Source organism: Streptomyces hyaluromycini (assembly GCF_002217755.1).
Lineage (GTDB): Bacteria > Actinomycetota > Actinomycetes > Streptomycetales > Streptomycetaceae > Streptomyces > Streptomyces hyaluromycini.
The window spans coordinates 98,438-119,941 of the sequence record NZ_BCFL01000032.1 but is presented as its reverse complement, the minus strand read 5'-3'; the positions used below and the strand labels follow the sequence as shown (position 1 = coordinate 119,941).

Annotated in this window: 20 protein-coding genes and 1 pseudogene; 16 read left to right on the top strand and 5 right to left on the bottom strand. The window is 72.0% G+C overall.

The genetic code is table 11. From position 1 onward, the window contains the following. Nucleotides 1-7 precede the first annotated feature (7 nt). Nucleotides 8-781 carry an MHYT domain-containing protein gene (locus tag SSP29_RS43225; RefSeq protein ID WP_089106438.1) on the bottom strand — a complete coding sequence of 258 codons (774 nt, stop codon included), beginning with the start codon at nucleotides 779-781 and terminating at the stop codon, nucleotides 8-10. A 141-nt stretch (nucleotides 782-922) separates the two neighbouring features. Here SSP29_RS43225 and SSP29_RS43220 point away from each other — a divergent pair, with 141 nt between their 5' ends. The 4 genes and pseudogenes from SSP29_RS43220 to SSP29_RS43205 all read left to right on the top strand — a co-directional run bounded on the left by SSP29_RS43220 (nucleotide 923) and on the right by SSP29_RS43205 (nucleotide 3,133). After that, nucleotides 923-1,531 carry a class I SAM-dependent methyltransferase gene (locus SSP29_RS43220; protein ID WP_150136056.1) on the top strand — a complete coding sequence of 203 codons (609 nt, stop codon included), beginning with the start codon at nucleotides 923-925 and terminating at the stop codon, nucleotides 1,529-1,531. A 69-nt stretch (nucleotides 1,532-1,600) separates the two neighbouring features. Beyond that, nucleotides 1,601-1,723: pseudogene (locus SSP29_RS57570) on the top strand (PadR family transcriptional regulator); the annotation flags it as partial. A gap of 104 nt (nucleotides 1,724-1,827) precedes the next feature. Further along, nucleotides 1,828-2,133 carry a hypothetical protein gene (locus SSP29_RS43210; protein ID WP_089106436.1) on the top strand — a complete coding sequence of 102 codons (306 nt, stop codon included), beginning with the start codon at nucleotides 1,828-1,830 and terminating at the stop codon, nucleotides 2,131-2,133. A 160-nt stretch (nucleotides 2,134-2,293) separates the two neighbouring features. Further along, nucleotides 2,294-3,133, top strand: a complete 840-nt coding sequence (locus tag SSP29_RS43205) for a hypothetical protein (RefSeq protein ID WP_089106435.1) — start codon at nucleotides 2,294-2,296, stop codon at nucleotides 3,131-3,133. Between the two features lie 60 nt (nucleotides 3,134-3,193). Here SSP29_RS43205 and SSP29_RS43200 read toward each other — a convergent pair whose 3' ends face one another. Further along, complete coding sequence (locus SSP29_RS43200; protein ID WP_089106542.1) at nucleotides 3,194-3,376, bottom strand: tail-anchor membrane protein; 183 nt, start codon at nucleotides 3,374-3,376, stop codon at nucleotides 3,194-3,196. Nucleotides 3,377-3,691: 315 nt separating this feature from the next. Between SSP29_RS43200 and SSP29_RS43195 the strand changes: the two genes are divergently transcribed. Both SSP29_RS43195 and SSP29_RS43190 read left to right on the top strand, forming a co-directional pair. Further along, nucleotides 3,692-4,960 carry an alpha/beta hydrolase family protein gene (locus SSP29_RS43195; RefSeq protein ID WP_245883523.1) on the top strand — a complete coding sequence of 423 codons (1,269 nt, stop codon included), beginning with the start codon at nucleotides 3,692-3,694 and terminating at the stop codon, nucleotides 4,958-4,960. Between the two features lie 219 nt (nucleotides 4,961-5,179). Further along, on the top strand, nucleotides 5,180-6,520 hold the full coding sequence (locus SSP29_RS43190; protein WP_089106434.1) for an esterase-like activity of phytase family protein: 1,341 nt from the start codon (nucleotides 5,180-5,182) through the stop codon (nucleotides 6,518-6,520). A 30-nt stretch (nucleotides 6,521-6,550) separates the two neighbouring features. Here the strand turns inward: SSP29_RS43190 and SSP29_RS43185 are convergent, their stop codons facing one another. Continuing rightward, nucleotides 6,551-7,102 (bottom strand): hypothetical protein, encoded by a 552-nt coding sequence (locus SSP29_RS43185; protein ID WP_089106433.1) that lies wholly within the window; start codon nucleotides 7,100-7,102, stop codon nucleotides 6,551-6,553. A gap of 185 nt (nucleotides 7,103-7,287) precedes the next feature. Beyond that, complete coding sequence (gene xylA, locus SSP29_RS43180; protein ID WP_089106432.1) at nucleotides 7,288-8,454, bottom strand: xylose isomerase; 1,167 nt, start codon at nucleotides 8,452-8,454, stop codon at nucleotides 7,288-7,290. A 227-nt stretch (nucleotides 8,455-8,681) separates the two neighbouring features. Between xylA and xylB the strand changes: the two genes are divergently transcribed. From xylB to SSP29_RS58910, 8 genes are all read left to right on the top strand, one after another. Next, the gene (gene xylB, locus SSP29_RS43175) at nucleotides 8,682-10,127 is read left to right on the top strand and encodes a xylulokinase (protein ID WP_089106431.1); all 1,446 of its coding nucleotides are present in this window, start codon (nucleotides 8,682-8,684) and stop codon (nucleotides 10,125-10,127) included. A 55-nt stretch (nucleotides 10,128-10,182) separates the two neighbouring features. After that, nucleotides 10,183-11,391, top strand: coding sequence for an ROK family transcriptional regulator (locus tag SSP29_RS43170; RefSeq protein WP_089106430.1), 1,209 nt, complete (start codon nucleotides 10,183-10,185; stop codon nucleotides 11,389-11,391). 176 nt (nucleotides 11,392-11,567) lie between these two features. Continuing rightward, nucleotides 11,568-13,055, top strand: coding sequence for an APC family permease (locus tag SSP29_RS43165; RefSeq protein WP_089106429.1), 1,488 nt, complete (start codon nucleotides 11,568-11,570; stop codon nucleotides 13,053-13,055). Beyond that, on the top strand, nucleotides 13,052-14,065 hold the full coding sequence (locus SSP29_RS43160) for an acetamidase/formamidase family protein (RefSeq protein ID WP_089106428.1): 1,014 nt from the start codon (nucleotides 13,052-13,054) through the stop codon (nucleotides 14,063-14,065). The genes SSP29_RS43165 and SSP29_RS43160 overlap by 4 nt, the downstream gene beginning before the upstream one ends. A 53-nt stretch (nucleotides 14,066-14,118) precedes the next feature. Then, nucleotides 14,119-14,721 carry an N-acetylmuramoyl-L-alanine amidase gene (locus SSP29_RS43155; protein WP_089106427.1) on the top strand — a complete coding sequence of 201 codons (603 nt, stop codon included), beginning with the start codon at nucleotides 14,119-14,121 and terminating at the stop codon, nucleotides 14,719-14,721. A 102-nt stretch (nucleotides 14,722-14,823) separates the two neighbouring features. Then, complete coding sequence (locus SSP29_RS43150; protein ID WP_089106426.1) at nucleotides 14,824-16,080, top strand: GAF domain-containing protein; 1,257 nt, start codon at nucleotides 14,824-14,826, stop codon at nucleotides 16,078-16,080. Nucleotides 16,081-16,176: 96 nt separating this feature from the next. Next, on the top strand, nucleotides 16,177-17,700 hold the full coding sequence (adh, locus tag SSP29_RS43145) for an aldehyde dehydrogenase (protein ID WP_089106425.1): 1,524 nt from the start codon (nucleotides 16,177-16,179) through the stop codon (nucleotides 17,698-17,700). 235 nt (nucleotides 17,701-17,935) lie between these two features. Beyond that, complete coding sequence (locus SSP29_RS58910) at nucleotides 17,936-18,253, top strand: hypothetical protein (RefSeq protein ID WP_150136052.1); 318 nt, start codon at nucleotides 17,936-17,938, stop codon at nucleotides 18,251-18,253. A 275-nt stretch (nucleotides 18,254-18,528) separates the two neighbouring features. Here SSP29_RS58910 and SSP29_RS43135 read toward each other — a convergent pair whose 3' ends face one another. Next, nucleotides 18,529-19,098, bottom strand: a complete 570-nt coding sequence (locus SSP29_RS43135; RefSeq protein WP_089106424.1) for a TIGR03086 family metal-binding protein — start codon at nucleotides 19,096-19,098, stop codon at nucleotides 18,529-18,531. Nucleotides 19,099-19,162: 64 nt separating this feature from the next. Here SSP29_RS43135 and SSP29_RS43130 point away from each other — a divergent pair, with 64 nt between their 5' ends. Together SSP29_RS43130 and SSP29_RS43125 are read left to right on the top strand one after the other, a co-directional pair. Then, complete coding sequence (locus tag SSP29_RS43130) at nucleotides 19,163-19,906, top strand: helix-turn-helix domain-containing protein (RefSeq protein ID WP_218036969.1); 744 nt, start codon at nucleotides 19,163-19,165, stop codon at nucleotides 19,904-19,906. Between the two features lie 122 nt (nucleotides 19,907-20,028). Then, nucleotides 20,029-21,405 carry an IS1380 family transposase gene (locus SSP29_RS43125; RefSeq protein ID WP_089106422.1) on the top strand — a complete coding sequence of 459 codons (1,377 nt, stop codon included), beginning with the start codon at nucleotides 20,029-20,031 and terminating at the stop codon, nucleotides 21,403-21,405. Nucleotides 21,406-21,504 lie beyond the last annotated feature (99 nt).

The following is a 21,504-nucleotide window of genomic DNA, read 5'->3' as shown; positions in this document are numbered from 1 at the left end:
CGCCGGGTCAGCGTGCGGCGCCCGTGACGGGCCGCTGGGCCGAGGCGGACGCCTCGCGCTCCCCGGCCGTGGGCGAGAGCGCGACGAAGGCCGAGGTGAGGAACAGGTAGGACCCGAGGCCGACGGCGAGGGGGAAGATGAACTGCATCGCCGTGGCCCCGGGCAGGGGGCTGCCGGAGGGCGTGACGCGCACGCTGACCGCGAACATCCCGGTGTAGTGCATGCTGCTGACGGCCGCTCCCATGACCAGGGAGGCGGCGGTGACCGCGACGGGCGACCTGATGTTGAGGGCCGCCCACAGGGCCGCGGTCGCGGCGACCACGGCGATGAGGACGGAGAGCGCGACGAGCATCGGGTCGTAGCGCACGGCGCCGTGCAGCCGGACGGCCGCCATGCCGAGGTAGTGCATGCTGGCGACGCCCAGCCCGGTGGTGAGTCCGCCCAGCAGGAGCGCCCGGTTGTGGTCCCGGCTGTAGCCGACGGCGAAGACGCCGGCGCTGACGACGACCACGGCGACGAGCAGGCTGAGGATGGTCAGCGGTACGTCGTAGCGGATGTCGGTGCCGCTGACGCTGAAACCGAGCATGGCCACGAAGTGCATGGTCCAGATGCCGGTGCCGATCGCGGAGGCCGCGGTGAGCAGCCAGTTGCGGCGCGAGCGGCCGGTGCTGCCGAGCGCGCGGACGGTGCAGCGCAGCCCCAGTGCGGCGCCTATGCAGGCCATGGCGTACGACAGCACGGGGGTCAGCCAGCCGAAGGTGGCGTGGTCCAGATGTCCCATGGCTCAGGGACGCTAGGGGGCACGGGCGCACAAAGGGGGCGCATTTCGAAAGGTGTTGCAATATGACTCAGAGATGTGCCGGAACGATCGCGTCCAGCTCGAACGTGCGCGCTGGGTCGTCCTCCGTGACGGTGAGGGATCATGCGGACCATGAGCGATGACCACACACATGTCCGGGAGTTCTTCACCGCGCGGGCGGCCGACTGGGACAGCAGGTTCCCCGACGACGGTCCCGCGTACGCGGCCGCGGTCGCCGATCTGAGGCTGCGCGCGGGCGACCGGGTGCTCGACGCGGGGTGCGGCACCGGGCGCGCCCTGCCGCCGCTCCGCCGGGCCGTGGGACCCACCGGAGCGGTCCTCGGGATGGATCTCACCCCGGCGATGCTCCAGGCCGCCAGACGGGCCGGCCGGGACCGTGCCGGGCGGTTGCTGCTCGCCGACGTCGCCGCGCTGCCGATGCGGTCGGAGTCCCTCGACGCCGTGTTCGCCGCGGGCCTGATCGCCCATCTGCCCCGTCCGGCGGAGAACCTGCGGGAGTTGGCGCGCGTGGTCCGCCCCGGTGGCTCCCTGGCCCTGTTCCACCCCATCGGCCGGTCCGCCCTGGCGGCCCGGCAGGGCCGGCAGATCACGCCGGAGGACCTGCGTGCGGAGGGCAACCTCGGCCCGCTGCTGACCGGTTCGGGCTGGCGCCTGACGTCGTACGTGGACGAGGACGCCCGGTTCCTGGCGCTGGCGGTCCGCGGACGCTAGCCGGTGACCGCCGCGGCGAAGGCGTCGAGGTTCGCCTCGGTGAGCACCGGCCGCGAGACCGGGTCCGGTCGCCGGTGGGAGGTGGACGACCCGTTCCGCCGCGGCGTCCTGACCGTCGCGCGCGCCACGAGCCGCGCCGAACTCGCCTGGCTGCGCGCCACCAGCGCCTCGCTCGAAGCCGAGGCCGGCTGAGTCACCGGGGCGGCGCCCTCTTCTGTCGCCGGAGCTTCATCTCTAGTTTCGACAGGGGAAGGCACATGTTCGGAGGCGACAGCCGACAGGGGGAAGGAGCCCGCGTGTTCGACCGGATCCGCAGGTACGCAGGCAGATTTCGAGGCGCCGAGGGCACGGAGGTGCCGGAGCGGCGGGCGAGCCGTGAGCGGCGGGCGCACAACTTGTTCGAGGCCGCGGCCGTCTATGTCGCGGCCCGGGCGGTGGACGACCAGGAGCGGATGGAGGAGGCGGCGGGCTGGGTGCCGCCGGAGGCGCTGTCCTTCGGGGTGAGCGAGCTGGCGTGCCGGGCCGTGGTCGCTCTGGCCCGGGAGCGCGACGAGTCGCCGGCGACGGTGGCTCGCGATCTTCTCGGGCTGCCCGTGGCCTGACCCTTCGGTACCGCTTGGATCATCGCTCTTCTGTGGCGCCGAGGTGGTTTCGTCCGATCCCGGTGGAAAACTGCAGCTCGCGTGTGGAGACCGGTCGTGACAACGGCCTTCCCGTCGCACTAGGGTGCGCGCCGTTGGACGAACCACTGGGGAGGCAGGGATGGCCGGGACCGACGAGGAGGCCGTCGCCGCGGACGAGGCACTGTACGTGCTCACGGCGGTGCTGCTGACGCCGGCGAAGTTTCCGAGTGTGCTGGGCGACGACTATCCGGAGGCATGCGCGGCGCTGGCGCTGGCACCGCGCGCCGACGGGTACGGCCTGGTACTCGGCCAGGACGGCGAAGGGGCGCGCTGGACGGTCGTCATCGACGACGTCTCGCTGGTCGCTGTCGCCATCGCGTCCTGGGACTGCGGCATGGAGTACGACCTGTCGCCGGACGAACGCACGGTGGTCGCCGCCCTGCCCGGCTGGCCGCTGGCGGTCGCCGTGGCGGCTCCCAACGTGCCCTCGCCGCACGACCCCGGCCCGGAGGTGGCGGACCAGGCCCCGCTGACCCCGCCGGACACCAGCATCTGGGGTCCGGCACAGCGGCGGCTGGGCGCGGACGAGATCGCCCTCCAGTGGGCGATCTGGCGGGAGCAGATCAGCGACGACCACTTCCCGGCACCGGCGGCCGGTCCCTCAGACGCCTCCGAGGAGGCCGCTGAGGACGCCGAGGAGGCCCCGAAGGGCCACCTCGGGATCCGGCGTGTCCTGGCCGAGGCGTGGGCCTACGTGGACACGCCTCCGCCGCTGGGTCGGGTCCGCTCGTCGTTCGCCCCGGGCGACGCCCGGACGCTGCGCGCCGACGGGCCCGGCTGGTCGCTGGTGGCCCGCACCGACGACATCGCCTTCGTGCTCCTCGACGAGGAACCCGGCGAGGTCCTGCCGGTCGGCCGGGGCCCCGAGCTCCCCGGCCTCCTGGAAGCCCTCGACAAGATGGCCGTACGACCCCTGTGAGCCCTCCCGGTCCGCATCCCGCCGCAGGTACGGCGGGTCATGCGGCCCCGGGCGGGCGGCTCAGCGGCCGATCTCCTTGCGCGTGACCCGGCGCAGCCTGCGCCGCTGCGAGGGGTCGAGGGCGAGGTACGCGGCCACCGGGACGCCCACCACGATCAGGAACGTCACCCACCAGGGCAGCCATATCAGCAGGATGAGCCCGACCGCCACACCCCCTGCGGCGATCTTCGCGTTCTTCGACATCAGCGTCGCCTCCTTCGCGGCCATTGCCGCTCTCTGATCTGAAAACGGGCCCGCGCTGCCCGCGGTTCCGGACCGCGACCCTGAGACATCCCTGACGAGCGACCCCTACTGGGCCCTGAGCGACGAGTGCCGAGTCGAACAGATTGTGAAGCAGTCCCGCTCTCAGCGTAACCACTCCGGGCCGGTTGCAGCGCCGGACGTTCCGGGGCGACTCGGCCCTCCGGCAAACCCTTCGAAGAGCCTTGCGGAAAACCCCACCCGCACAGGCCGGTTGGCCGGATGGCCGATGACTGCGGGGATTCGTACGGTCACGGCATGAAGCGAATGAGCAGGATACTGGTGATCTCGGCGGTGTCGGCGGCACTGACGGCGAGCAGCGCGACGGCCGTGGTCGCGCAGGGATCGGACGCACCGGCGGCTGCCGTCGTCGCCCCGGCGGGGACACAGGTGTCGCGGGGCACGGTGGTGTCCGTGGAGCGCCTGCGGACGCTGACCGCCCGGCAGGTCGCGGCCGAGCTGACGGGGGACGAGGAGGGCTCCTGGGACACCGGCGCCGTGCGCTACGGCCTGGACACCTTCCGGATCGTGTACCGCACGGTGGATCCGTACGGCCGGCCCACCACGGCCAGCGGGCTGCTGGCCCTGCCGCGCGATGGTGAACGGCGGTTGCAGGCGGTGTCGTTCACGCACGGCACCGAACTGTTCAAGGGCGACGTCGCCTCCGTCTCTGCCGAGGTCTGGGACCAGGCACCCGCCCTGACCTATGCGTCCGCCGGGTTCGCCGCGGTGCTCCCCGACTACCTCGGACTGGGCCTGGGCCCCGGCCCCCACCCCTGGATGGACGTGCCCTCGGAGACGACGGCCGCTCTGGACATGCTGCGCGCGTCCCGCACCGTCGCGGCGCGGAAGGGCCGGGAGTTGCGCCGTGGGGTGCTGGCCACCGGCTTCTCCCAGGGTGCCTCGGCGGCCCTGGGGCTGGCCCGGTCGCTGCAGGAGGGGGCCGACGGCTGGTTCCGGCTCCGCGCGGTGGCACCCGTCAGCGGCGCCTACGCGTTCCGGGACGCGGCGCTGCCGGCGCTGCTGGCCGGACGGGCGGACCCGAAGGCGAGTGTGATCTACACGGCGCTGTTCCTGGTCGCCTTCAACCGCCTGCACCACCTGTACGACACACCGGCCCAGGTGTTCCGGGCGCCGTACGACCGGACGATCGAAGGCCTGCTGGACGGCACGCACACCGGTCAGGAGGTCGTGGCCGGCACCCCGGACTCCCTCGACGCGCTGCTCACCGCCCAGGGCCGGGCGATGCTGGCCCACCCCGCCGGGCGGCTGGCGGCGGCCCTGCGCGTCACGGACGGCGTGTGCACCGACTGGGTGCCGCGGGCTCCGGTCAGGCTCTACTACGCCGACGGGGACGAGCAGGCCGTCAACTCGAACACGGCCTACTGCCACGCCGCCCTGCGTGCCCACGGCGTCGACGCCCCGCTGGTCGACCTCGGCACCCCGGACTACGGCGGTTCCCGCCATCTCGGTTCCCAGCAGGCGGGAACCGCCGCCGTGGTGCGGTGGTTCCGGACACTGCGGTAGGCGCACCGGAGCGGACGCTGCGGTAGGCGCACCGGAGCGGAGGCTGCGGGAGCGGCCGGGAGCGGGCGCGGGCTGCGGAATCCGACGGTCCGCCGCCGAGGGGCCGAAACCGGTGATCCGCCGAGTGGCGGTCGCCCTCCGTTCACCGACCGGTCGACCGGTGTTCCTCCTGAGGCCCAACTCTGGCCGCTGCCAACGAACTTGTCACCAGGAGGCCTGATGTCCCCGCACGCCACCGGCAGACGCCGCGTCCACCGCTCCGTCACGACGGGACTGCCGCTGGCTCTGGCCGCCGCCCTCGTGGCGGCGGGCACGGCCGAGGCCTCGTCGTCCGGCGAGGCGCACGTCACCCGCACCGCCACCCTCGGCGACATCCCGCTCGGCGCCTTCAGTAACGCGCTGCTCCCGGGCAGTGTGGACAACGACCGGGGTGTGGACCTCGGCGGCATCGGCAGCGACATCTACCCGGCCGGCCGCAAGGGCGAATACTGGACGGTCACCGACCGCGGCCCCAACGGCCAGATCAAGGTGGACGGCAAGAAGCGCCGGACCTTCCCGGTGCCCGGTTTCGACCCGGCGATCGTGAAGATCCGCGTCTCCGGCGACACCCTCAAGGTGATCGACGCGATCCCGGTGACCACGTCCTCCGGCAAGGCCGTCACCGGGCTGTCCGACCAGGCGGGCCGGGACGAGGCGCCGTACTCCTACGACGCGAAGACGGCGCTGTCGTACAACCCGAACGGCCTCGACACCGAGGGCATCGTGCGCGCCGCGGACGGCACCTTCTGGCTCGTCGACGAGTACGGCCCGTCGCTCGTCCACGTCTCCGCGCGCGGGAAGGTACTCACCCGGTACGTGCCCGAGGGGCTGAACCTCACCGGCACCGACTACCCGGTGGTCGAGGCCCTGCCGTCCGTCTTCCTGCACCGGAAGATCAACCGCGGCTTCGAGGGGCTGGCCCTGCTGCCCGACGGGGACCTCGTGCTGGCCCTGCAGAGCCCGCTCTCCCTGCCCGACGGGGACGCCGGGGACGCCTCGCGCACCACCCGTCTGCTGCGCTTCTCGCCCCGCAAGAAGGCGGTCACGGCCGAGTACGCCTACCGCTTCGACCCGGTGAACGTGGTGGACCCGAGCGAGGACGACACCTCCGAGCTGAAAATCTCGTCGATCATGGCCGTCGGCGGCGACCGGCTGCTGGTCGAGGAGCGCACCGACAAGGCGGCGCGGCTGGAGGAGGTGAAGCTGGACCACAGGTCGGACATCCTCGGCGGTGCCTACGACGACGACACCACGTCCCCGTCGCTGGAGCAGCTGGACGACCCGGCCGCCGCCTGCGTCCCGGTGCTCGGCAAGCGGCTTGTGGTCGACCTGAACACGGTGACCGGGATGCCGTTGAAGATCGAGGGCATCGCGCGCGTGGACCACGACACGCTCGCCCTGATCAACGACAACGACTTCGGGATGACCGACGGCGCGGGCGCCTTCGACGCGCAGGGCCGCCTCGTCGACAGCGGCATCGAGACGACCCTGGTGTACGTCCGGCTGCCCAAGGGGCTGTGACCCGGGGAGCCGTGACCCGAGAAGCTGTGGCTACCCCAGCAGCGAGGGCAGGAGGGAGTCCAGACCGCTCGGCAGCTCGCTGGGCAGCTCCGAGGGCCATTGCGAAGGGAGCTCGCTCGGCAGACTCGACGGCAGACTGCTGGGCAGCTCGGTCGGCAGGCTGAACGAGGGCCGGGCCGAGCCGGACGTGCCCGGACTGCTCTCGGCGGGCTTCTTGTCGGTCGAGCCGTCGCCGCCGGACGCCATCAGCACGACGGCGGCGACGGCCACCGCGGCCACCAGCAGGACCAGGACGGCGAACAGCGGGCCCCTGCGCCGGCGGGGCGGCTTCGGTGGCCGTGGTGGCATCCAGCCGACGGCGGTGGGCGGGTCCTGGCCGCCGGGCGGGGCACCGAAACCGGCGTGCGGGGGCAGCTCGGACACGTCGTCCGGGGGCGGGCCGAAGCCGCCGCCGGACGACGTTCCGAAGCCGTCGCCCGGGGGCGGTCCGAAACCCCCGTGCGGAGGCGGGTCGTAGCCGCCGGGAGGCGGAGTGCCATCCGGCGGGCCGGGCGGTCGAGGCGGTACGGGCGGCATGGCCATACCGCCAAGAGTCACCGCGTTCCGGCCATCGCGCGAGCCCCGCACCGGAGTTGACACGGACTCATGCCACGGACCGCACGATTCCGGAGCATTTCCGGTGAGAACCGGCCGTGCATGCACGCGTGACGACACACACGCGCGTGCGGGCGTCCGCTTCGAAGCAGCCCGCACGCGCGCGTGCGTGTTCAGCCCCGGGCGCCCAGCAGGTGGTCCATCGCCAGCTGGTCGAGCCGCTCGAAGGCCATCCCGCGCGCGGCGGTCGCGTCCGCGTCGAACTCCTCGAAGGCCGTACGGTCGGCGAGGAGCGACTGGAGGCCGTCCGCGGCGGTCGGCTGGGCCAGCTGGTCCAGACGGGAGGCGCGCAGGGCCTCCTGGACCTCCGGGTCCGCACGGAAGGCGGCCGCACGCTCCTTGAGGATCAGGTAGTTGCGCATGCAGCCGGCGGCCGACGCCCATACGCCGTCGAGGTCCTCGGTCCGCGGCGGCTTGAAGTCGAAGTGCTTCGGGCCCGCGTAGCCGGCGCTCTCCAGGAGGTCGACCAGCCAGAAGGCGGCCCGCAGATCGCCGGCGCCGAAGCGCAGGTCCTGGTCGTACTTGATGCCGGACTGGCCGTTGAGGTCGATGTGGAAGAGCTTGCCCGCCCACAGGGCCTGCGCGATGCCGTGCGGGAAGTTCAGGCCGGCCATCTGCTCGTGGCCCACCTCGGGGTTGACGCCGTACAGCTCGGGGCGCTCCAGGCGCTCGATGAACGCGAGGGCGTGGCCGACGGTGGGGAGCAGGATGTCGCCGCGCGGCTCGTTCGGCTTGGGCTCGATCGCGAAACGCAGGTCGTAGCCCTGGGAGGTGACGTACTCGCCGAGGAGGTCGAAGGCCTCCTTCATGCGGTCGAGGGCGACCCGCACGTCCTTGGCGGCGCCGGACTCGGCGCCCTCACGGCCGCCCCAGGCGACGTACGTCTCGGCGCCCAGCTCGACGGCCAGGTCGATGTTGCGGATGGTCTTGCGCAGCGCGTAACGGCGCACCTCGCGGTCGTTCGCGGTGAACGCGCCGTCCTTGAAGACCGGGTGGGTGAAGAGGTTGGTGGTGGCCATCGGCACCTTCATGCCGGTCGCGTCGAGGGCCTGGCGGAAGCGCTTGATGTGCGATTCGCGCTCGGTGTCCGAGGACCCGAAGGGGATCAGGTCGTCGTCGTGGAACGTCACACCGTGGGCGCCCAGTTCGGACAGACGCTGGACCGTCTCGACGGGGTCGAGGGCGCGGCGGGTGGCGTCGCCGAACGGGTCCCTTCCCTGCCAGCCGACGGTCCACAGGCCGAAGGTGAACCTGTCCTCGGGGGTGGGCTGGAAGCTCATGCCGCGGCTCCTTGCTCGGGGGCTGTGCTCGATGACTGCGGTGGATGACGGGTGGATGACTGTCGTGCCGACTATTTCGTCATCGCGGTTTACAAATTAGTATGCCGACGCGTCCCTGGGAAGGGTCACCCTGTCCCCGAAGGACGAAAACCGGGTCGCGACACCCCGACGAACCGGGAAAACTGCAGGTCAGATAAACCGCGAGCCGCGGAAAAAGGGAGAGCCCGATGTCAGCAGCCGAGGGTCCGCTCGTCGTCGGCGTGGACACGTCCACCCAGTCCACCAAGGCGCTGGTCGTCGACGCCGCCACCGGCGAGGTGGTGGCGAGCGGCCAGGCGCCGCACACCGTGACCACCGGGGCGGGCCGGGAGAGTGATCCGCGCCAGTGGTGGGACGCGCTGTGCGAGGCGCTGCGCCAGTGCGGGGACGCCGCGCACGAGGCGGCGGCCGTGTCGATCGGCGGGCAGCAGCACGGTCTGGTCACGCTGGACGAGCACGGCGAGCCGGTGCGGCCGGCACTGCTCTGGAACGACGTCCGTTCGGCGCCGCAGGCCCAGCGGCTGATCGAGGAGCTGGGCGGCCCGAAGGCCTGGGCGGAGCGCACCGGGAGTGTGCCGGGCGCGTCGTTCACGGTCACCAAGTGGGCCTGGCTCGCGGAGCACGAGCCGGAGGCGGTCCGCGCGACCAGGGCCGTACGGCTCCCCCACGACTACCTCACCGAGCGGCTGACCGGGCAGGGCACGACCGACCGCGGCGACGCCTCCGGCACCGGCTGGTGGGCGTCGGCGACCGAGGCGTACGACGAGGAGACCCTGGCCCATGTGGGCCTGGACCCGGCCTTCCTGCCCCGGGTGGTCCGGCCCGGCGAGGTCGCCGGCACCGTGCGCGACAGTCACGACCTGCCGTTCTCCAAGGGCACCCTGGTGGCGCCCGGCACCGGTGACAACGCGGCGGCCGCGCTGGGGCTCGGACTGCGCCCCGGCACCCCCGTGCTGAGCCTGGGCACCTCGGGCACGGTGTACGCCGTCTCCAAGCACCGGCCGGCCGATCCGACCGGCACGGTGGCGGGCTTCGCCGACGCGCACGGCGACTGGCTGCCGCTCGCCTGCACCCTGAACTGCACCCTCGCGGTCGACCGGGTCGCGGCGCTGCTCGGCCTGGACCGCGAGGCCGTCGAACCCGGCACCTCGGTGACCCTGCTGCCGTACCTGGACGGCGAGCGGACCCCGAATCTGCCCCACGCCTCCGGGCTGCTGCACGGCCTGCGCCACGACACCACCGCGGGCCAGCTCCTGCAGGCCGCCTACGACGGCGCCGTGCACGCCCTGCTGGGCGCCCTGGACCTGGTGCTCGACGAGGACGCCGACCGGACCACCCCGTTGCTGCTGATCGGCGGCGGTGCCCGGGGCCGGGCCTGGCAGGAGACGGTTCGGCGGCTTTCGGGGCGGCCGGTGCAGGTGCCCGAGGCGAAGGAGCTCGTCGCCCTCGGCGCCGCCGCACAGGCGGCCGGGCTGCTCACCGGCGAGGACCCGGCGGCGGTGGCACGGCGCTGGAACACGGCCGCGGGGCCGGTGCTGGACGCGGTGGAGCGGGACGCGGCGACGCTGGCCAGGATCTCCGGGGTACTCTCCGACGCGGCCCCGCTGCTGGAGCGGGCACCGGAGAACCGCTGACCGCGCAGCAGGCCGGCCGCGGAACCGTCCCGGGGAACTGAGGATTGATGGAGGCATGACCGCACCGCTGCACGAGGCCCGCCCGACGGCGACCGGCCGTGCCCTGCCGGACACCCAGCAGGGCATGCGCCGGCGCAACCTCGCGCGCGTGATGCACGCGGTCAGCGCGGAGGGCTCGCTGTCGCGGGCCGCGGTCGCCTCACGCATCGGCCTCACCAGAGCGGCCGTGTCGACCCTCGTCGACGAGCTGATCCGGTGGGGGCTCCTGGAGGAGCTGGGCCCCGAGCGCCCCAGCCGGGTCGGGCGGCCGGGTTCGGCGCTCGCGGTGAGCGGGCACGGCCCGGCCGGTATCGGGGCGGAGGTCGGGGTCGACCACCTCGCCGTGTGCGCGGTGGACCTGCGCGGCGAGGTACGCGCGCGTGCCGTGCGGCACGGCGCGAACCGGGGCCGGGATCCGCGCCCGGTGCTGGAGGAGCTGACCGGGCTGGTCCGGCGGGTCGTGGCGGACGCGGAACGGGACGGCCTGTGGCCCGCCGGTCTCGCGGTCGCCGTCCCCGGCCTGGTGGCCCGCGACGGGCACACGGTCGTGCATGCCCCGAACCTCGACTGGCACGGCACCGACCTCGGTGCGCTGCTGCCCGCCGGCCTCCCGCTGACGGTGGACAACGAGGCCAACTTCGGCGCGCTGGCCGAGCTGTGGCTGGGGGAAGCCACGCCGCGCGACTTCCTGCACGTGTCCGCGGAGATCGGCATCGGCGCCGCCGTCGTCGTGGACGGACAACTGCTGCGCGGGAAACGCGGTTTCGCGGGCGAGCTGGGTCATGTGCCGGTCCACCCCGAGGGGCCGCGCTGCGCCTGTGGCGGGCGCGGGTGCCTGGAGCAGTACGCCGGTGAGGAGGCGGTGCTGCGCGCGGCCGGCCTCGAATCCCGGCAGGACGCGGTGGGTCTGCTCGCACAGCAGGCGGGCGCGGACCACGAGGGTGTCCGCCGCGCCCTGCAGGACGCCGGTACGGCCCTGGGCATCGCCCTGACCGGCGCCGTCAACCTCCTCGACCCCGAGTCCGTGGTCCTCGGCGGCGCCCTGGCCGGCCTCGCCCCCTGGCTCCTGCCGTCCCTGGAAGCCGAGCTGGCCGACCGCACGACAGGCCCCGCCTGTCCGGTCTCCGTCTCCCGCCTGGGTCACGAGGGCCCCCTCCTGGGCGCGGCCCACTCGGTGGTCCGGGCCGTCCTGGACGATCCGGCGACGGTGGCGGAGCGGGTCTGACCGAGGCGCGGCCGCCTCACGCTCCCCTTCACCCGTCCGGGTGAGGAAGTTGTCCACAGTCCCGGCCCTGTCCACGGAACCCCCGGGCGCTCTTCTGCCCAACCCGCGAGCGCCGTACCGTGATTCACGCGAGGCATCCGCCGGAACGAGGGGAACACGCACGTCAGGGGGGACGTATGTCGGGAGAGGCGGCCGTGGGACTGCGGCGCGACGCGGTGGGGCTGCGGGAGGTGCTGTTCCAGAGCGTGACGGCGATGGCGCCTGCCGCCGCTGTCGCCGCGTCCATTCCGTCGGGGGCGGCGTTCGCCGGGGGCAGTCTGCCGCTGGCCGTGGTGATCGCTCTGGTGGCCTGTCTGTTCACCGCGTCATGCGTGGCCGAGCTGGCGCGGGAGTTACCGGCCGCAGGTTCCGTGGCCACGTACGCGGCGCGGGGGCTGCATCCGGCCATGGGGTTCCTGGTCGGCTGGGGCTATGTGTTCGTGGAAGCGCTGGTTCCGCCGTTGCTGCTGCTCCAGCTCGGGTTCACCGCGGCGGGGACCCTGCATGACGAGTGGGCCTCCTGCCCGGCCGGCCTGTGGTGGCCGTGGGCACTGGCCGGCGCCGCCGTCATCGCCGTCGCCGGGTATCTGGGGGTGCGTGCCTCGGCCCGCTTCGGGACGGTCCTCGGGATCTTCGAGATCGCGGTGTTCCTGGTCTTCGCCGGGTGGCTGATCATCAGGGCCGGCGGCCACAACACCCTGTCCGTGTTCGGCACTTCGCACACGGCGGACGGTTACGGAGGGATCAGCGGGGTCTTCGCCGGCTCCGTCTACACCGTGCTGGCGTTCGCCGGCTTCGAGGCGGCCGCGCCGCTCGCCGAGGAGACCCGCGACCCGCGCCGCACGATGCACCGCGCGGTGCTCGGCGCGGCCCTGGGGATCGGCCTGTTCTACGTGCTGACGACCTATGCGATGACCGTGTACTTCGGCCCCGACAGGTTCGCCTCCTTCGGAGCGGCGGGCGAGGCGTCCTGGGAGGGCGTCGCCCGGGCCTCCTTCGGGCTCTTCTGGGTGCTGGTGTTCCTCGCGGTCGTGAACTCGACGATCGCCAACGCCAACGCCTGCGCCAACGTGTCCACACGGACGGCCTTCGCACTGGCCCGGATCCGGGTCCTGCCGCGCGTCCTGGCCACCCTCCATCCCCGGTACCGCTCCCCTGTCGCCGGCATCGCGGTCCAGACGGTCGTGGCGGTCGGCGCCGTGCTGGGGCTGGGGTTCGGCTACGACCCGGTGACCGCGTTCCTGTTGCTGGCCACGGTGATCGTCACGGTCGTCATCGGCGTCTACATCGTCGTCAACCTCGCCTGCGCGGGCTACTTCCTGCGTCGCGGCCGCCCGTCCCTCAAGCCCATAAGGCACCTGCTCCTCCCGCTGCTGGGCATCGTGGCCTTCGTCCCCGCCCTGCTCACCGCGGCCGGACTGCCCGTCTTCGACTTCGTGACGAAGCTGACCGCCCCGGTGTCGTACGCCGGTCCGGTGGTCGGCGTCTGGATGGCGATCGGGGCGGTCGTCCTCCTGGTGCTGATCCGGCGTCACCCCGAGCGCATAGCCGAGACCGCGCGGGTCCACCTCGAAGAGGGCACCTCCGGCATCCTCGCCCCACAGAACGGAGCAACACCGCAATGACCGACCCCCGGATCCTCACCGTCCGCCCCGGACCGGACGAGTACGCCTGGACGTTCGGCGGGGCGCCGCCGGTGGCGCGGATCGCGCCCGGCACGGTACTCGACCTGTACACGGAGGACTGTTTCGCCGGACGGATACGGTCCGAGAAGGACCTGGTGTCCGAGGTGTGCGAGTTCCCCTTCCTCAACCCGCAGACCGGGCCCTTCCACATCGAGGGCGCGGAGCCGGGCGACACCGTCGCCGTGCACTTCGTGTCGATCGAACCGGCCCGGGACTGGGCGGCGTCGACGACGGTCCCCCTGTTCGGTGCCCTCACCTCGACGCACACCACGGCCGCTCTCCAGCCGCCGCTGCCGGAGAAGGTCTGGATCTGGCAGCTGGACCGCACCCGGCGCACGGCTCTGTTCCGGGCGCACGAGGGCGACATCGAGCTGGAGCTGCCGCTGGACCCGATGCACGGCACGGTCGGGGTGGCGCCCGCCAATCTGGAGGTGCGCTCGGCCCTGGTGCCGGACGCGCACGGCGGGAACATGGACACGCCCGAGATGCGGGCCGGCGTCACCTGCTATCTCGGGGTCAACGTCGAGGGCGCGCTGCTCAGCCTCGGCGACGGGCACGCCCGGCAGGGCGAGGGCGAGACCTGCGGGGTGGCCGTGGAGTGCGCGATGAACACCGTGGTGATCGTCGAGCTGCTGAAGGGGATCGCGACGCCGTGGCCCCGGCTGGAGTCGGACACGCACATCGTCTCGACGGGGTCGGCGCGTCCGCTGGAGGACGCCTTCCGGATATCGCAGCTCGACCTGGTGCAGTGGCTGGTGCGCGACTACGGGTTCGGCGAACTCGACGCGTACCAGTACGCAACCCAGACGGTGGAATCGCCGTTGGCCAACGTGTGCGACACCAACTACACGTGCGTGGCCAAGCTCCGCAAGGAGTGGCTGCCCGCGCGCGAGACTTACCGCGGACTGCATGCGCGACTGCGCGAGACTGCGGCCGCCCTGCGCCGCTGACCGCCCCTCGACTCCCCCGTGCTTCGAGCACGCTTCCGAAAGGCGACCCATCCATGGACCGGGCACGACCGCTCCCCAGCAGGCGACGCCTCCTGAAGGGCGCGGCCCTCGCCGCCGTCCCGTACGCGCTGCTCCCCGCGGGCCGGGCGGGCGCGCAGACCGGGGTCGTCGACTATCCGTCGGCCGAGTGGCAGGCGGCGAGCAGCGAGAACCGGACGCCAGCCCGGCGCCCCGATGACTACGCCATCGACCGAGTGATCATCCATGTCACGCAGCAGTCCTACGCCGGCACGGTGTCCATCTTCCAGAACCCGAAGGCGCGGGTGTCCGCGCACTACCTGGTGCGGTCGGCGGACGGGCATGTCGCGCAGTGCGTGCGGGAGTCGGACGTGGCCTGGCACGCGGGGAACTGGGACTACAACACGCGGAGCGTCGGCATCGAGCACGAGGGCTGGGTGGACAAGCCGGAGTACTTCACCGACTCCCTGTACAGGGAGTCGGCGCGGCTGACGGCGTCCATCTGCGACAGGTACGGCATCCCGAAGGACCGGGACCACGTCATCGGCCATGTCGAGGTACCGGGGACCGACCACACGGATCCGGGCAAGCACTGGGACTGGGTGCGCTACATGAAACTGGTCGGCCAGCCGGAGTGAGCAGGTAGGGGCTGTCCTCCCGGTGAGGCCGGTCGAAACGGTTGTCGGCGCGGACACCGCGAGTGACGATGTCCCCAGCCGCATCGCCGTCGGGAGGCCGAGTTGACCGATCCCTGGGTGGCCCTGGAGCCGGGGGCAGACCCTGCCGAGCGCGTCCGGGTGCTGCGCCGGGCGCACGAGACGTTCACCACGGCGGGCACCGTGCCGCGCCCGGTGCGTTCCGTGGTGGCCGAGTCGTGGCGGCGTTCCGCACGGGCCGGGGTCGGACCGGACGGCGCGGCGCGCGTGGAACTGACGGACGGTGACCTCGGGGCGTATCGGGCGGAGCATCCGCTGGCCCGGGTGATGCCGCTGTTCCGCGAGCTGATGGGCACGTTCGCGGCGGACGGCGAGCATCTGCTGGCGGTGTGCGACGCGGACGGCAGGCTGCTGTGGGTCGAGGGGCATTCGGCGACCCGGCGCCGGGCGGACCGGATGAACTTCGTGCCGGGCGCCCGCTGGTCGGAGACCGCGGTAGGGACCAATGCGCCGGGGACGGCGGTGGCCGTGGACCGGCCGGTGCAGGTGTTCGCGGCGGAGCACTTCATCCGCCGGGTGCAGCCGTGGACCTGCGCGGCGGCGCCGGTGCACGATCCGCGCAGCGGGCGGGTGCTGGGTGCCGTCGACATCACCGGCGGCGACCGGCTGGCGCATCCGCACAGCCTGGGCTTCGTCCAGGCGGTGGCGCGGGCCGCCGAGTCGCAGCTGGCGTTGCTCGATCCGCCGGTGCCTGCCGACGAGGCGCCCGCGCTGGTGGCGCTCGGCCGTGACGAGGCCGAACTCAGGCTGGACGGGCGCCGGATCAGGCTCGGCCGCCGGCACAGCGAGCTGCTGGTGCTGCTCTCCCGGCACCCGGAGGGGCTGACCGGCGACGAGCTGCTGTGTGCGCTCTACGAGGACGAGTCGGTGACGCCGGTGACGCTGCGGGCGGAGCTGGTCCGGCTGCGCCGGCTGCTGGGCCCGGGGTTGCTCGCGTCCCGGCCGTACCGGCTGACCGCGCCGGTCGAGTCGGACGCGACCGTGGTGGAGCGGCGGCTGGAGGCGGGCGCGGTGGCGGCGGCCGCGGGGGCGTACACCGGGCCCTTGCTGCCGGGCTCGCAGGCACCCGCGGTCGTGCGGCTCAGGCGGCGGCTGGCGGACGGGCTGCGGGCCGCGCTGATCGGGTGTCAGGATCCCGACCTGCTCGCGGACTGGGCGCACGCGCCGTGGGGCGAGGACGACGTCGAGGTGTGGCGGGCGCTCGCGGCGGTGCGGCCGATGGCGGTCGTACGGTCCCGGCTGGCGGCCCTGGAGGCGGAGCTCGCGGTACCCGTCGGCTGACCTGCGGGGCAACGTGTTCGCAACGTCCGCTCCCCTAGCCTCCGCGCCGGGAGCTGCCCAACGGCGGGCAGCGCATCTGCAAGGAGGCAGGCCACCATGACCCGTTTCGCGGCGCCCGGCACCGAGGGCGCGATCGTCTCCTACCAGGCGCGCTACGACCACTTCATCGGCGGCGAGTGGGTGCCGCCGGTCCGGGGGCAGTACTTCGAGAACCCGTCGCCGGTGAACGGGCAGCCGTTCACCGAGGTGGCGCGGGGTACCGCAGAGGACGTGGAGCGGGCGCTGGACGCGGCGCACGCGGCCGCGCCGGGCTGGGGCCGTACGTCGGTGACGGAGCGCTCCGACATCCTGCTCAAGATCGCCGACCGGATGGAGGCCCACCTCGAACCGCTCGCGGTCGCCGAGAGCTGGGAGAACGGCAAGCCGGTGCGGGAGACGCTGGCCGCCGACATACCCCTGGCGATCGACCACTTCCGGTACTTCGCGGGGGCGATCCGCGCACAGGAGGGTTCGCTGGGCGAGGTCGACGACGACACGGTGGCGTACCACTTCCACGAGCCGCTCGGTGTCGTCGCGCAGATCATCCCGTGGAACTTCCCCATCCTGATGGCGACCTGGAAGCTCGCTCCGGCCCTCGCCGCCGGCAACGCGGTCGTCATCAAGCCGGCCGAGCAGACGCCCGCCTCCATCCACTACTGGATGAGCCTGATCGCCGATCTGCTGCCGCCGGGCGTGGTGAACATCGTCAACGGGTTCGGCGTGGAGGCGGGCAAGCCGCTCGCGTCCAGCCCGCGGGTGGCGAAGGTCGCCTTCACCGGTGAGACCACCACGGGGCGGCTGATCATGCAGTACGCCTCGGAGAACATCAAACCGGTCACCCTCGAACTGGGCGGCAAGTCCCCGAACATCTTCTTCGACGACGTCTGGGCGCACGACGACGACTTCCGCGACAAGGCCCTCGAAGGCTTCACCATGTTCGCGCTCAACCAGGGCGAGGTCTGCACCTGCCCGTCCCGGGCCCTCGTCCAGCGCGGCCATTACGCCGAGTTCATGGAGGCCGCGGTCGCCCGCACCCGCCTGATAAAGCCGGGTCACCCGCTGGACACCGACACGATGATCGGCGCGCAGGCCTCCAACGACCAGCTGGAGAAGATCCTCTCCTACCTGGACATCGGCCGGCAGGAGGGCGCGAAGATCCTCACCGGCGGCGAACGCATCGACTACGACGGCGAGTTGAAGGGCGGCTACTACGTCCAGCCGACCATCTTCGAGGGCGACAACCGGATGCGGATCTTCCAGGAGGAGATCTTCGGCCCGGTCGTCTCGGCGACGTCCTTCGACGACTTCGACGACGCGATCAAGATGGCCAACGACACCCTGTACGGCCTCGGGGCGGGCGTCTGGACCCGCGACATCAACACTGCCTACCGCGCGGGCCGTTCGATCCAGGCGGGCCGGGTGTGGACCAACTGCTACCACGCGTACCCGGCGCACGCGGCGTTCGGCGGCTACAAGCAGTCCGGGATCGGCCGCGAGACACACAAGATGATGCTGGAGCACTACCAGCAGACGAAGAACCTGCTGGTGTCGTACTCGCCGAAGAAGCTGGGCTTCTTCTAGGCGCAGAAAAAGGGCGCCTGACCAGGGCAGATGCCCGGCAGGCGCCCTTCTCGGCGCACATCTAAGAGGCGAGTCGAAACGCGCCCTCACTCCCGATATCTCCCACCCGTATCCCGGCTCTGACCAGCAGTTCCGGGGCATTTCCGGGCCAAGGTCCCGCTAAGGCGCTCTCCGCATCGTCATCGTCCGTCGCCTCCTCCCATCGCCGCATGGAGTCTTCGATCAGGGTGTTGGCGTGGTTCCGCGCATCAGCCAGGAACTTGGCGTAGTAGCGGAAGAGGACCTGGATGCTCTGCCCAGCCCGGCGCGCACACTCTGCGGGGTCGACGCCGGAGGCCAACCAGAACGAGATGCCGGCGTGGCGCAGGTCGTAGGGACGCTTGGCCAGGTCAAGGGCGTGCTCGTCAAGCGTAAGAACAGCCTCACGCGCTCGCCCCCAGGTGATGCCGTACGCCGAGGCGTCGATGTAGTTCCCCTCTGCGTTGCAGAACAGGCGCCCGTCGCGTGCAACGCCGAAGTTTCCTATGTGCAGCCGAAGAAGGCGTACAGATGAGGGCCACGGCCGGGTAGGGCCCTGACTGCGGCTAGCCTCGCGCTTTCACGAGTGGGCTGGTCCAGGGCTTGATCAAATAAGTGGAGAGTGCTGCCGACCTGCAACGATGGGACTTGTCGAGGGTCCTGTCCGCTGCAAGGAAAGAAGCACTCTCCAGGTGAACAGCCGTATCGGGTCGTATCTGCGTGTCCGCGTCCAGGGCGACGGGGGAGGGCTGCTGCCGCACCACGCTTCGACAGTTCGCGCCAGGTGGGACCGACATCGCCAGCCGGGGACTACGCCCAGGCGGGATCACGGCCGGTCAGGCCGAGGATACGGTCCAAGGTGGATGCGTCGGCCGGCATCGCGACCTCCGGTCCGTACATGCCCATCTTCCGCCCCTGCTCCACGCCGACGAACACCGTGTCGTGCAGATGCGCCAGCAGGTCGGCGGGCAGTTCCAGTCGCTGCCCGGTCGCGACCGCCAGGTCCCAGCCGTGCATGGCCAGCTCGCCGACGATCATGTCGCCCAAGACGGGCGCGGGCAGCGTCTGCGGCGTGCCCATGCTCGTCTCGCCCTCCCAGGCGCTCGGCGGCGCCCACGACGACGTGATGTCGTCCAGCAGGGCGAGCAGGCGGCCGCGCCAGTCGCCGGCCGCCAGGTCCACATCGGACTCGGCGGCCGCCGGCTGCGGAACGGACTCCTTGCGGCCGCCGCCAGCGAGCGACGGGCCCCAGAACAGGAGGTGGTTGACCAGTGCCCGCACGTCGTACTCCGTGCACGGAGTCTTGTTGGCGAGCTGGTCGTCGGTGATGGTGCGGGCGACTGCGGCCATGGCCTCGGCAGCATTGGATAGATGTGACATGGCAGCGACCCTAGGCGGCCCGGACCGGAGGGGTATTGAACAAAGGCGACATACACTCTGCTGTGTGGAGCGGGACGTTCGTGAGCTGCGGAGTGCGTGGACCAGGTATCAGCGCCACGCGTTCCACAGCCCGTCGCCGACGCTCGCGCCATGGGTGGAGCGGTACTGGGAGGTTCGCTGGGACTACGACGAGCCCTACCAGCAGAAGATCGTGCCGTACCCGAACGTGCAGCTGTCTTTCGGCGGCGGCCGCGCGGACGTCCACGGCGTGCGCAGTGGCTACCAGATCCAGGTTCTCGAGGGCCGCGGCCACGTCTTCGGCGTCGCGTTCCGGCCGGGCTGCTTCCGCCTGTTCCTCGATGCCGCCGTCTCGACGATCACCGACTGCGTTGTCCCGGCGACCGAGGTGTTGGGCCCGGACCTGCCCACGACGCTCGACGTGCCGACCGTGGAAGCGTTCCTGCTGAAACACCTGCCGGACGATGACCCCCGGGTGCGCCAGGCGGTGGCCGCGGTCGAGCTGATCGCCAAGGACAAGGCCGTGACCAGGGTCGAACGCCTCGCCGGCGAGCTCGGGCTGAGCGTGCGGGGGCTGCAACGGCTTTTCGCGGAGTACGTCGGCATCGGGCCCAAGTGGGTGATCCGCCGCTACCGCCTGCACGAGGTGACCGCACGCATGGCCGCAGGCGGGGCGATCGACTGGGCCGCGCTGGCGGCGGAGCTCGGCTACGCCGACCAGGGCCACTTCATCCGCGACTTCAAGGGCATGTTCGGCGAGCAACCGACCTGGTACGCGCAGCGGTATTAGCCTCGCGCTTTCACGAGCGGGTCTGTCCGGGTCTTGATCTAATAAACGGAGAGTGCTTCTGACCTGCAACGATGGGACTTGTCTAGGGTCCTGTCCGCTGCAAGGAAAGAAGCAGTCTCCAGATGGAGAAGCGTATCGGGTCGTATCCGCCTGTCCGCGTTCAGGGCAACGGTGGCGCGGTGGTCACGCAGGCCGGCGGGGTGCTGCTGCTGGAGACCGTCCGTAAGTCCGGCTTGGACACGGCGATATCGGCGGCGCTGGCGCCGTGGCGCAAGCCGCGTGCGGTGCACGACCCGGGCAAGATGCTGCTGGACCTCGCCCTGGCGGTGGCGGTGGGCGGGGACTGTCTGTCGGATGTCGCGGTGCTGCGGGCCGAGCCGCAGGTGTTCGGGCCGGTGGCCTCTGACGCCACTGTCTCCAGGCGGGTCGAGACCCTGGCCGCCGCCGGGCCCCGCGCACTGACGGCGATCCGCCGTGCCAGGGCCGAGGTCCGCGAGCGGGTGTGGAAGCTGGCCGGCACCGACGCCCCCGACACCGGTGGCCAGGTCATCGTGGACATCGACGGGGTCCTGGTGCTGGCGCACTCCGAGAAGCAGGACGCCGCGGCGACATGGAAGCGGACCTTCGGGCACCACCCGCTGGTCGCGTTCGTCGACCACGGAGCCACCGGGTCCGGGGAACCTGTGGCCGGGCTGCTGCGACCGGGCAACGCGGGCAGCAACACCGCCGCCGACCACATCACTACCACCCGCCTGGCCCTGGCCCAGCTCCCCAAGCACTACCGGCGCGGCCGACAAACCCTGATCCGCACCGACTCCGCCGGCGGCACCCACGAGTTCCTGAACTGGCTGACCGCGCGCGGCCGGTGGCTGTCCTACTCGGTCGGGATGACGATCACCGACGCGGTCCACCACGCTGTGCTTCAGGTCCCGGCTTCGGCCTGGACCCCGGCGGTCGAGCCCGACGGTCAGGTCCGCGACGGAGCCTGGGTAGCCGAGCTGGCCGGCGACGTCCTCAAGGGATGGCCGACCGGAATGCGGCTGATCGTACGCAAGGAACGACCCCACCCTGGAGCCCAGTTGAGGTTCACCGACGCCGACGGCATGCGCCTGACCTGCTTCGCCACCAACACCGTCGACACCGCGATCGCGGCCCTGGAACTGCGGCACCGCCAACGCGCCCGCGCTGAGGACCGCATCCGCGCCGCCCGCGACACCGGCCTGCGCAACCTGCCCCTGCACCACGCCGCCCAGAACCAGCTCTGGCTGGAGATCGTCCAGATCGCCCTGGACCTCCTGGCCTGGATGCCGATGCTTGCCCTGGCCGGCCAGGCCCGCCGGTGGGAACCCAAACGCCTACGCCTGCGACTGTTCTCCGCCGCCGCCCGCCTGGTCATCACCGGCCGCCGCCGCATCCTCCGCCTGGCCCGCCACTGGCCCTGGACCGACGTGATCACCACCGCGTTCAGCAGGCTGCAGGCCCTGCCGAATCCCGGCTGACCAGCGACAACGACCCATCCCGACGAGCAGCCGACAGCCTCCGGAACCGTGGAACCCGATGCGACAGTCGGGTCCTCGGCCTGCCCACCACTACCCGAA

Excerpts from the sequence above, each read along its gene's own strand:
- SSP29_RS43225 (WP_089106438.1), bottom strand. The coding sequence starts at position 781 with ATGGGACATCTGGACCACGCCACCTTCGGCTGGCTGACCCCCGTGCTG.
- SSP29_RS43220 (WP_150136056.1), top strand. The coding sequence starts at position 923 with ATGCGGACCATGAGCGATGACCACACACATGTCCGGGAGTTCTTCACC.
- SSP29_RS43205 (WP_089106435.1), top strand. The coding sequence starts at position 2,294 with ATGGCCGGGACCGACGAGGAGGCCGTCGCCGCGGACGAGGCACTGTAC.
- SSP29_RS43200 (WP_089106542.1), bottom strand. The coding sequence starts at position 3,376 with ATGTCGAAGAACGCGAAGATCGCCGCAGGGGGTGTGGCGGTCGGGCTC.
- SSP29_RS43195 (WP_245883523.1), top strand. The coding sequence starts at position 3,692 with ATGAAGCGAATGAGCAGGATACTGGTGATCTCGGCGGTGTCGGCGGCA.
- SSP29_RS43190 (WP_089106434.1), top strand. The coding sequence starts at position 5,180 with ATGTCCCCGCACGCCACCGGCAGACGCCGCGTCCACCGCTCCGTCACG.
- SSP29_RS43185 (WP_089106433.1), bottom strand. The coding sequence starts at position 7,102 with ATGGCCATGCCGCCCGTACCGCCTCGACCGCCCGGCCCGCCGGATGGC.
- xylA (WP_089106432.1), bottom strand. The coding sequence starts at position 8,454 with ATGAGCTTCCAGCCCACCCCCGAGGACAGGTTCACCTTCGGCCTGTGG.
- xylB (WP_089106431.1), top strand. The coding sequence starts at position 8,682 with ATGTCAGCAGCCGAGGGTCCGCTCGTCGTCGGCGTGGACACGTCCACC.
- SSP29_RS43170 (WP_089106430.1), top strand. The coding sequence starts at position 10,183 with ATGACCGCACCGCTGCACGAGGCCCGCCCGACGGCGACCGGCCGTGCC.
- SSP29_RS43165 (WP_089106429.1), top strand. The coding sequence starts at position 11,568 with ATGTCGGGAGAGGCGGCCGTGGGACTGCGGCGCGACGCGGTGGGGCTG.
- SSP29_RS43160 (WP_089106428.1), top strand. The coding sequence starts at position 13,052 with ATGACCGACCCCCGGATCCTCACCGTCCGCCCCGGACCGGACGAGTAC.
- SSP29_RS43155 (WP_089106427.1), top strand. The coding sequence starts at position 14,119 with ATGGACCGGGCACGACCGCTCCCCAGCAGGCGACGCCTCCTGAAGGGC.
- adh (WP_089106425.1), top strand. The coding sequence starts at position 16,177 with ATGACCCGTTTCGCGGCGCCCGGCACCGAGGGCGCGATCGTCTCCTAC.
- SSP29_RS43135 (WP_089106424.1), bottom strand. The coding sequence starts at position 19,098 with ATGTCACATCTATCCAATGCTGCCGAGGCCATGGCCGCAGTCGCCCGC.
- SSP29_RS43125 (WP_089106422.1), top strand. The coding sequence starts at position 20,029 with ATGGAGAAGCGTATCGGGTCGTATCCGCCTGTCCGCGTTCAGGGCAAC.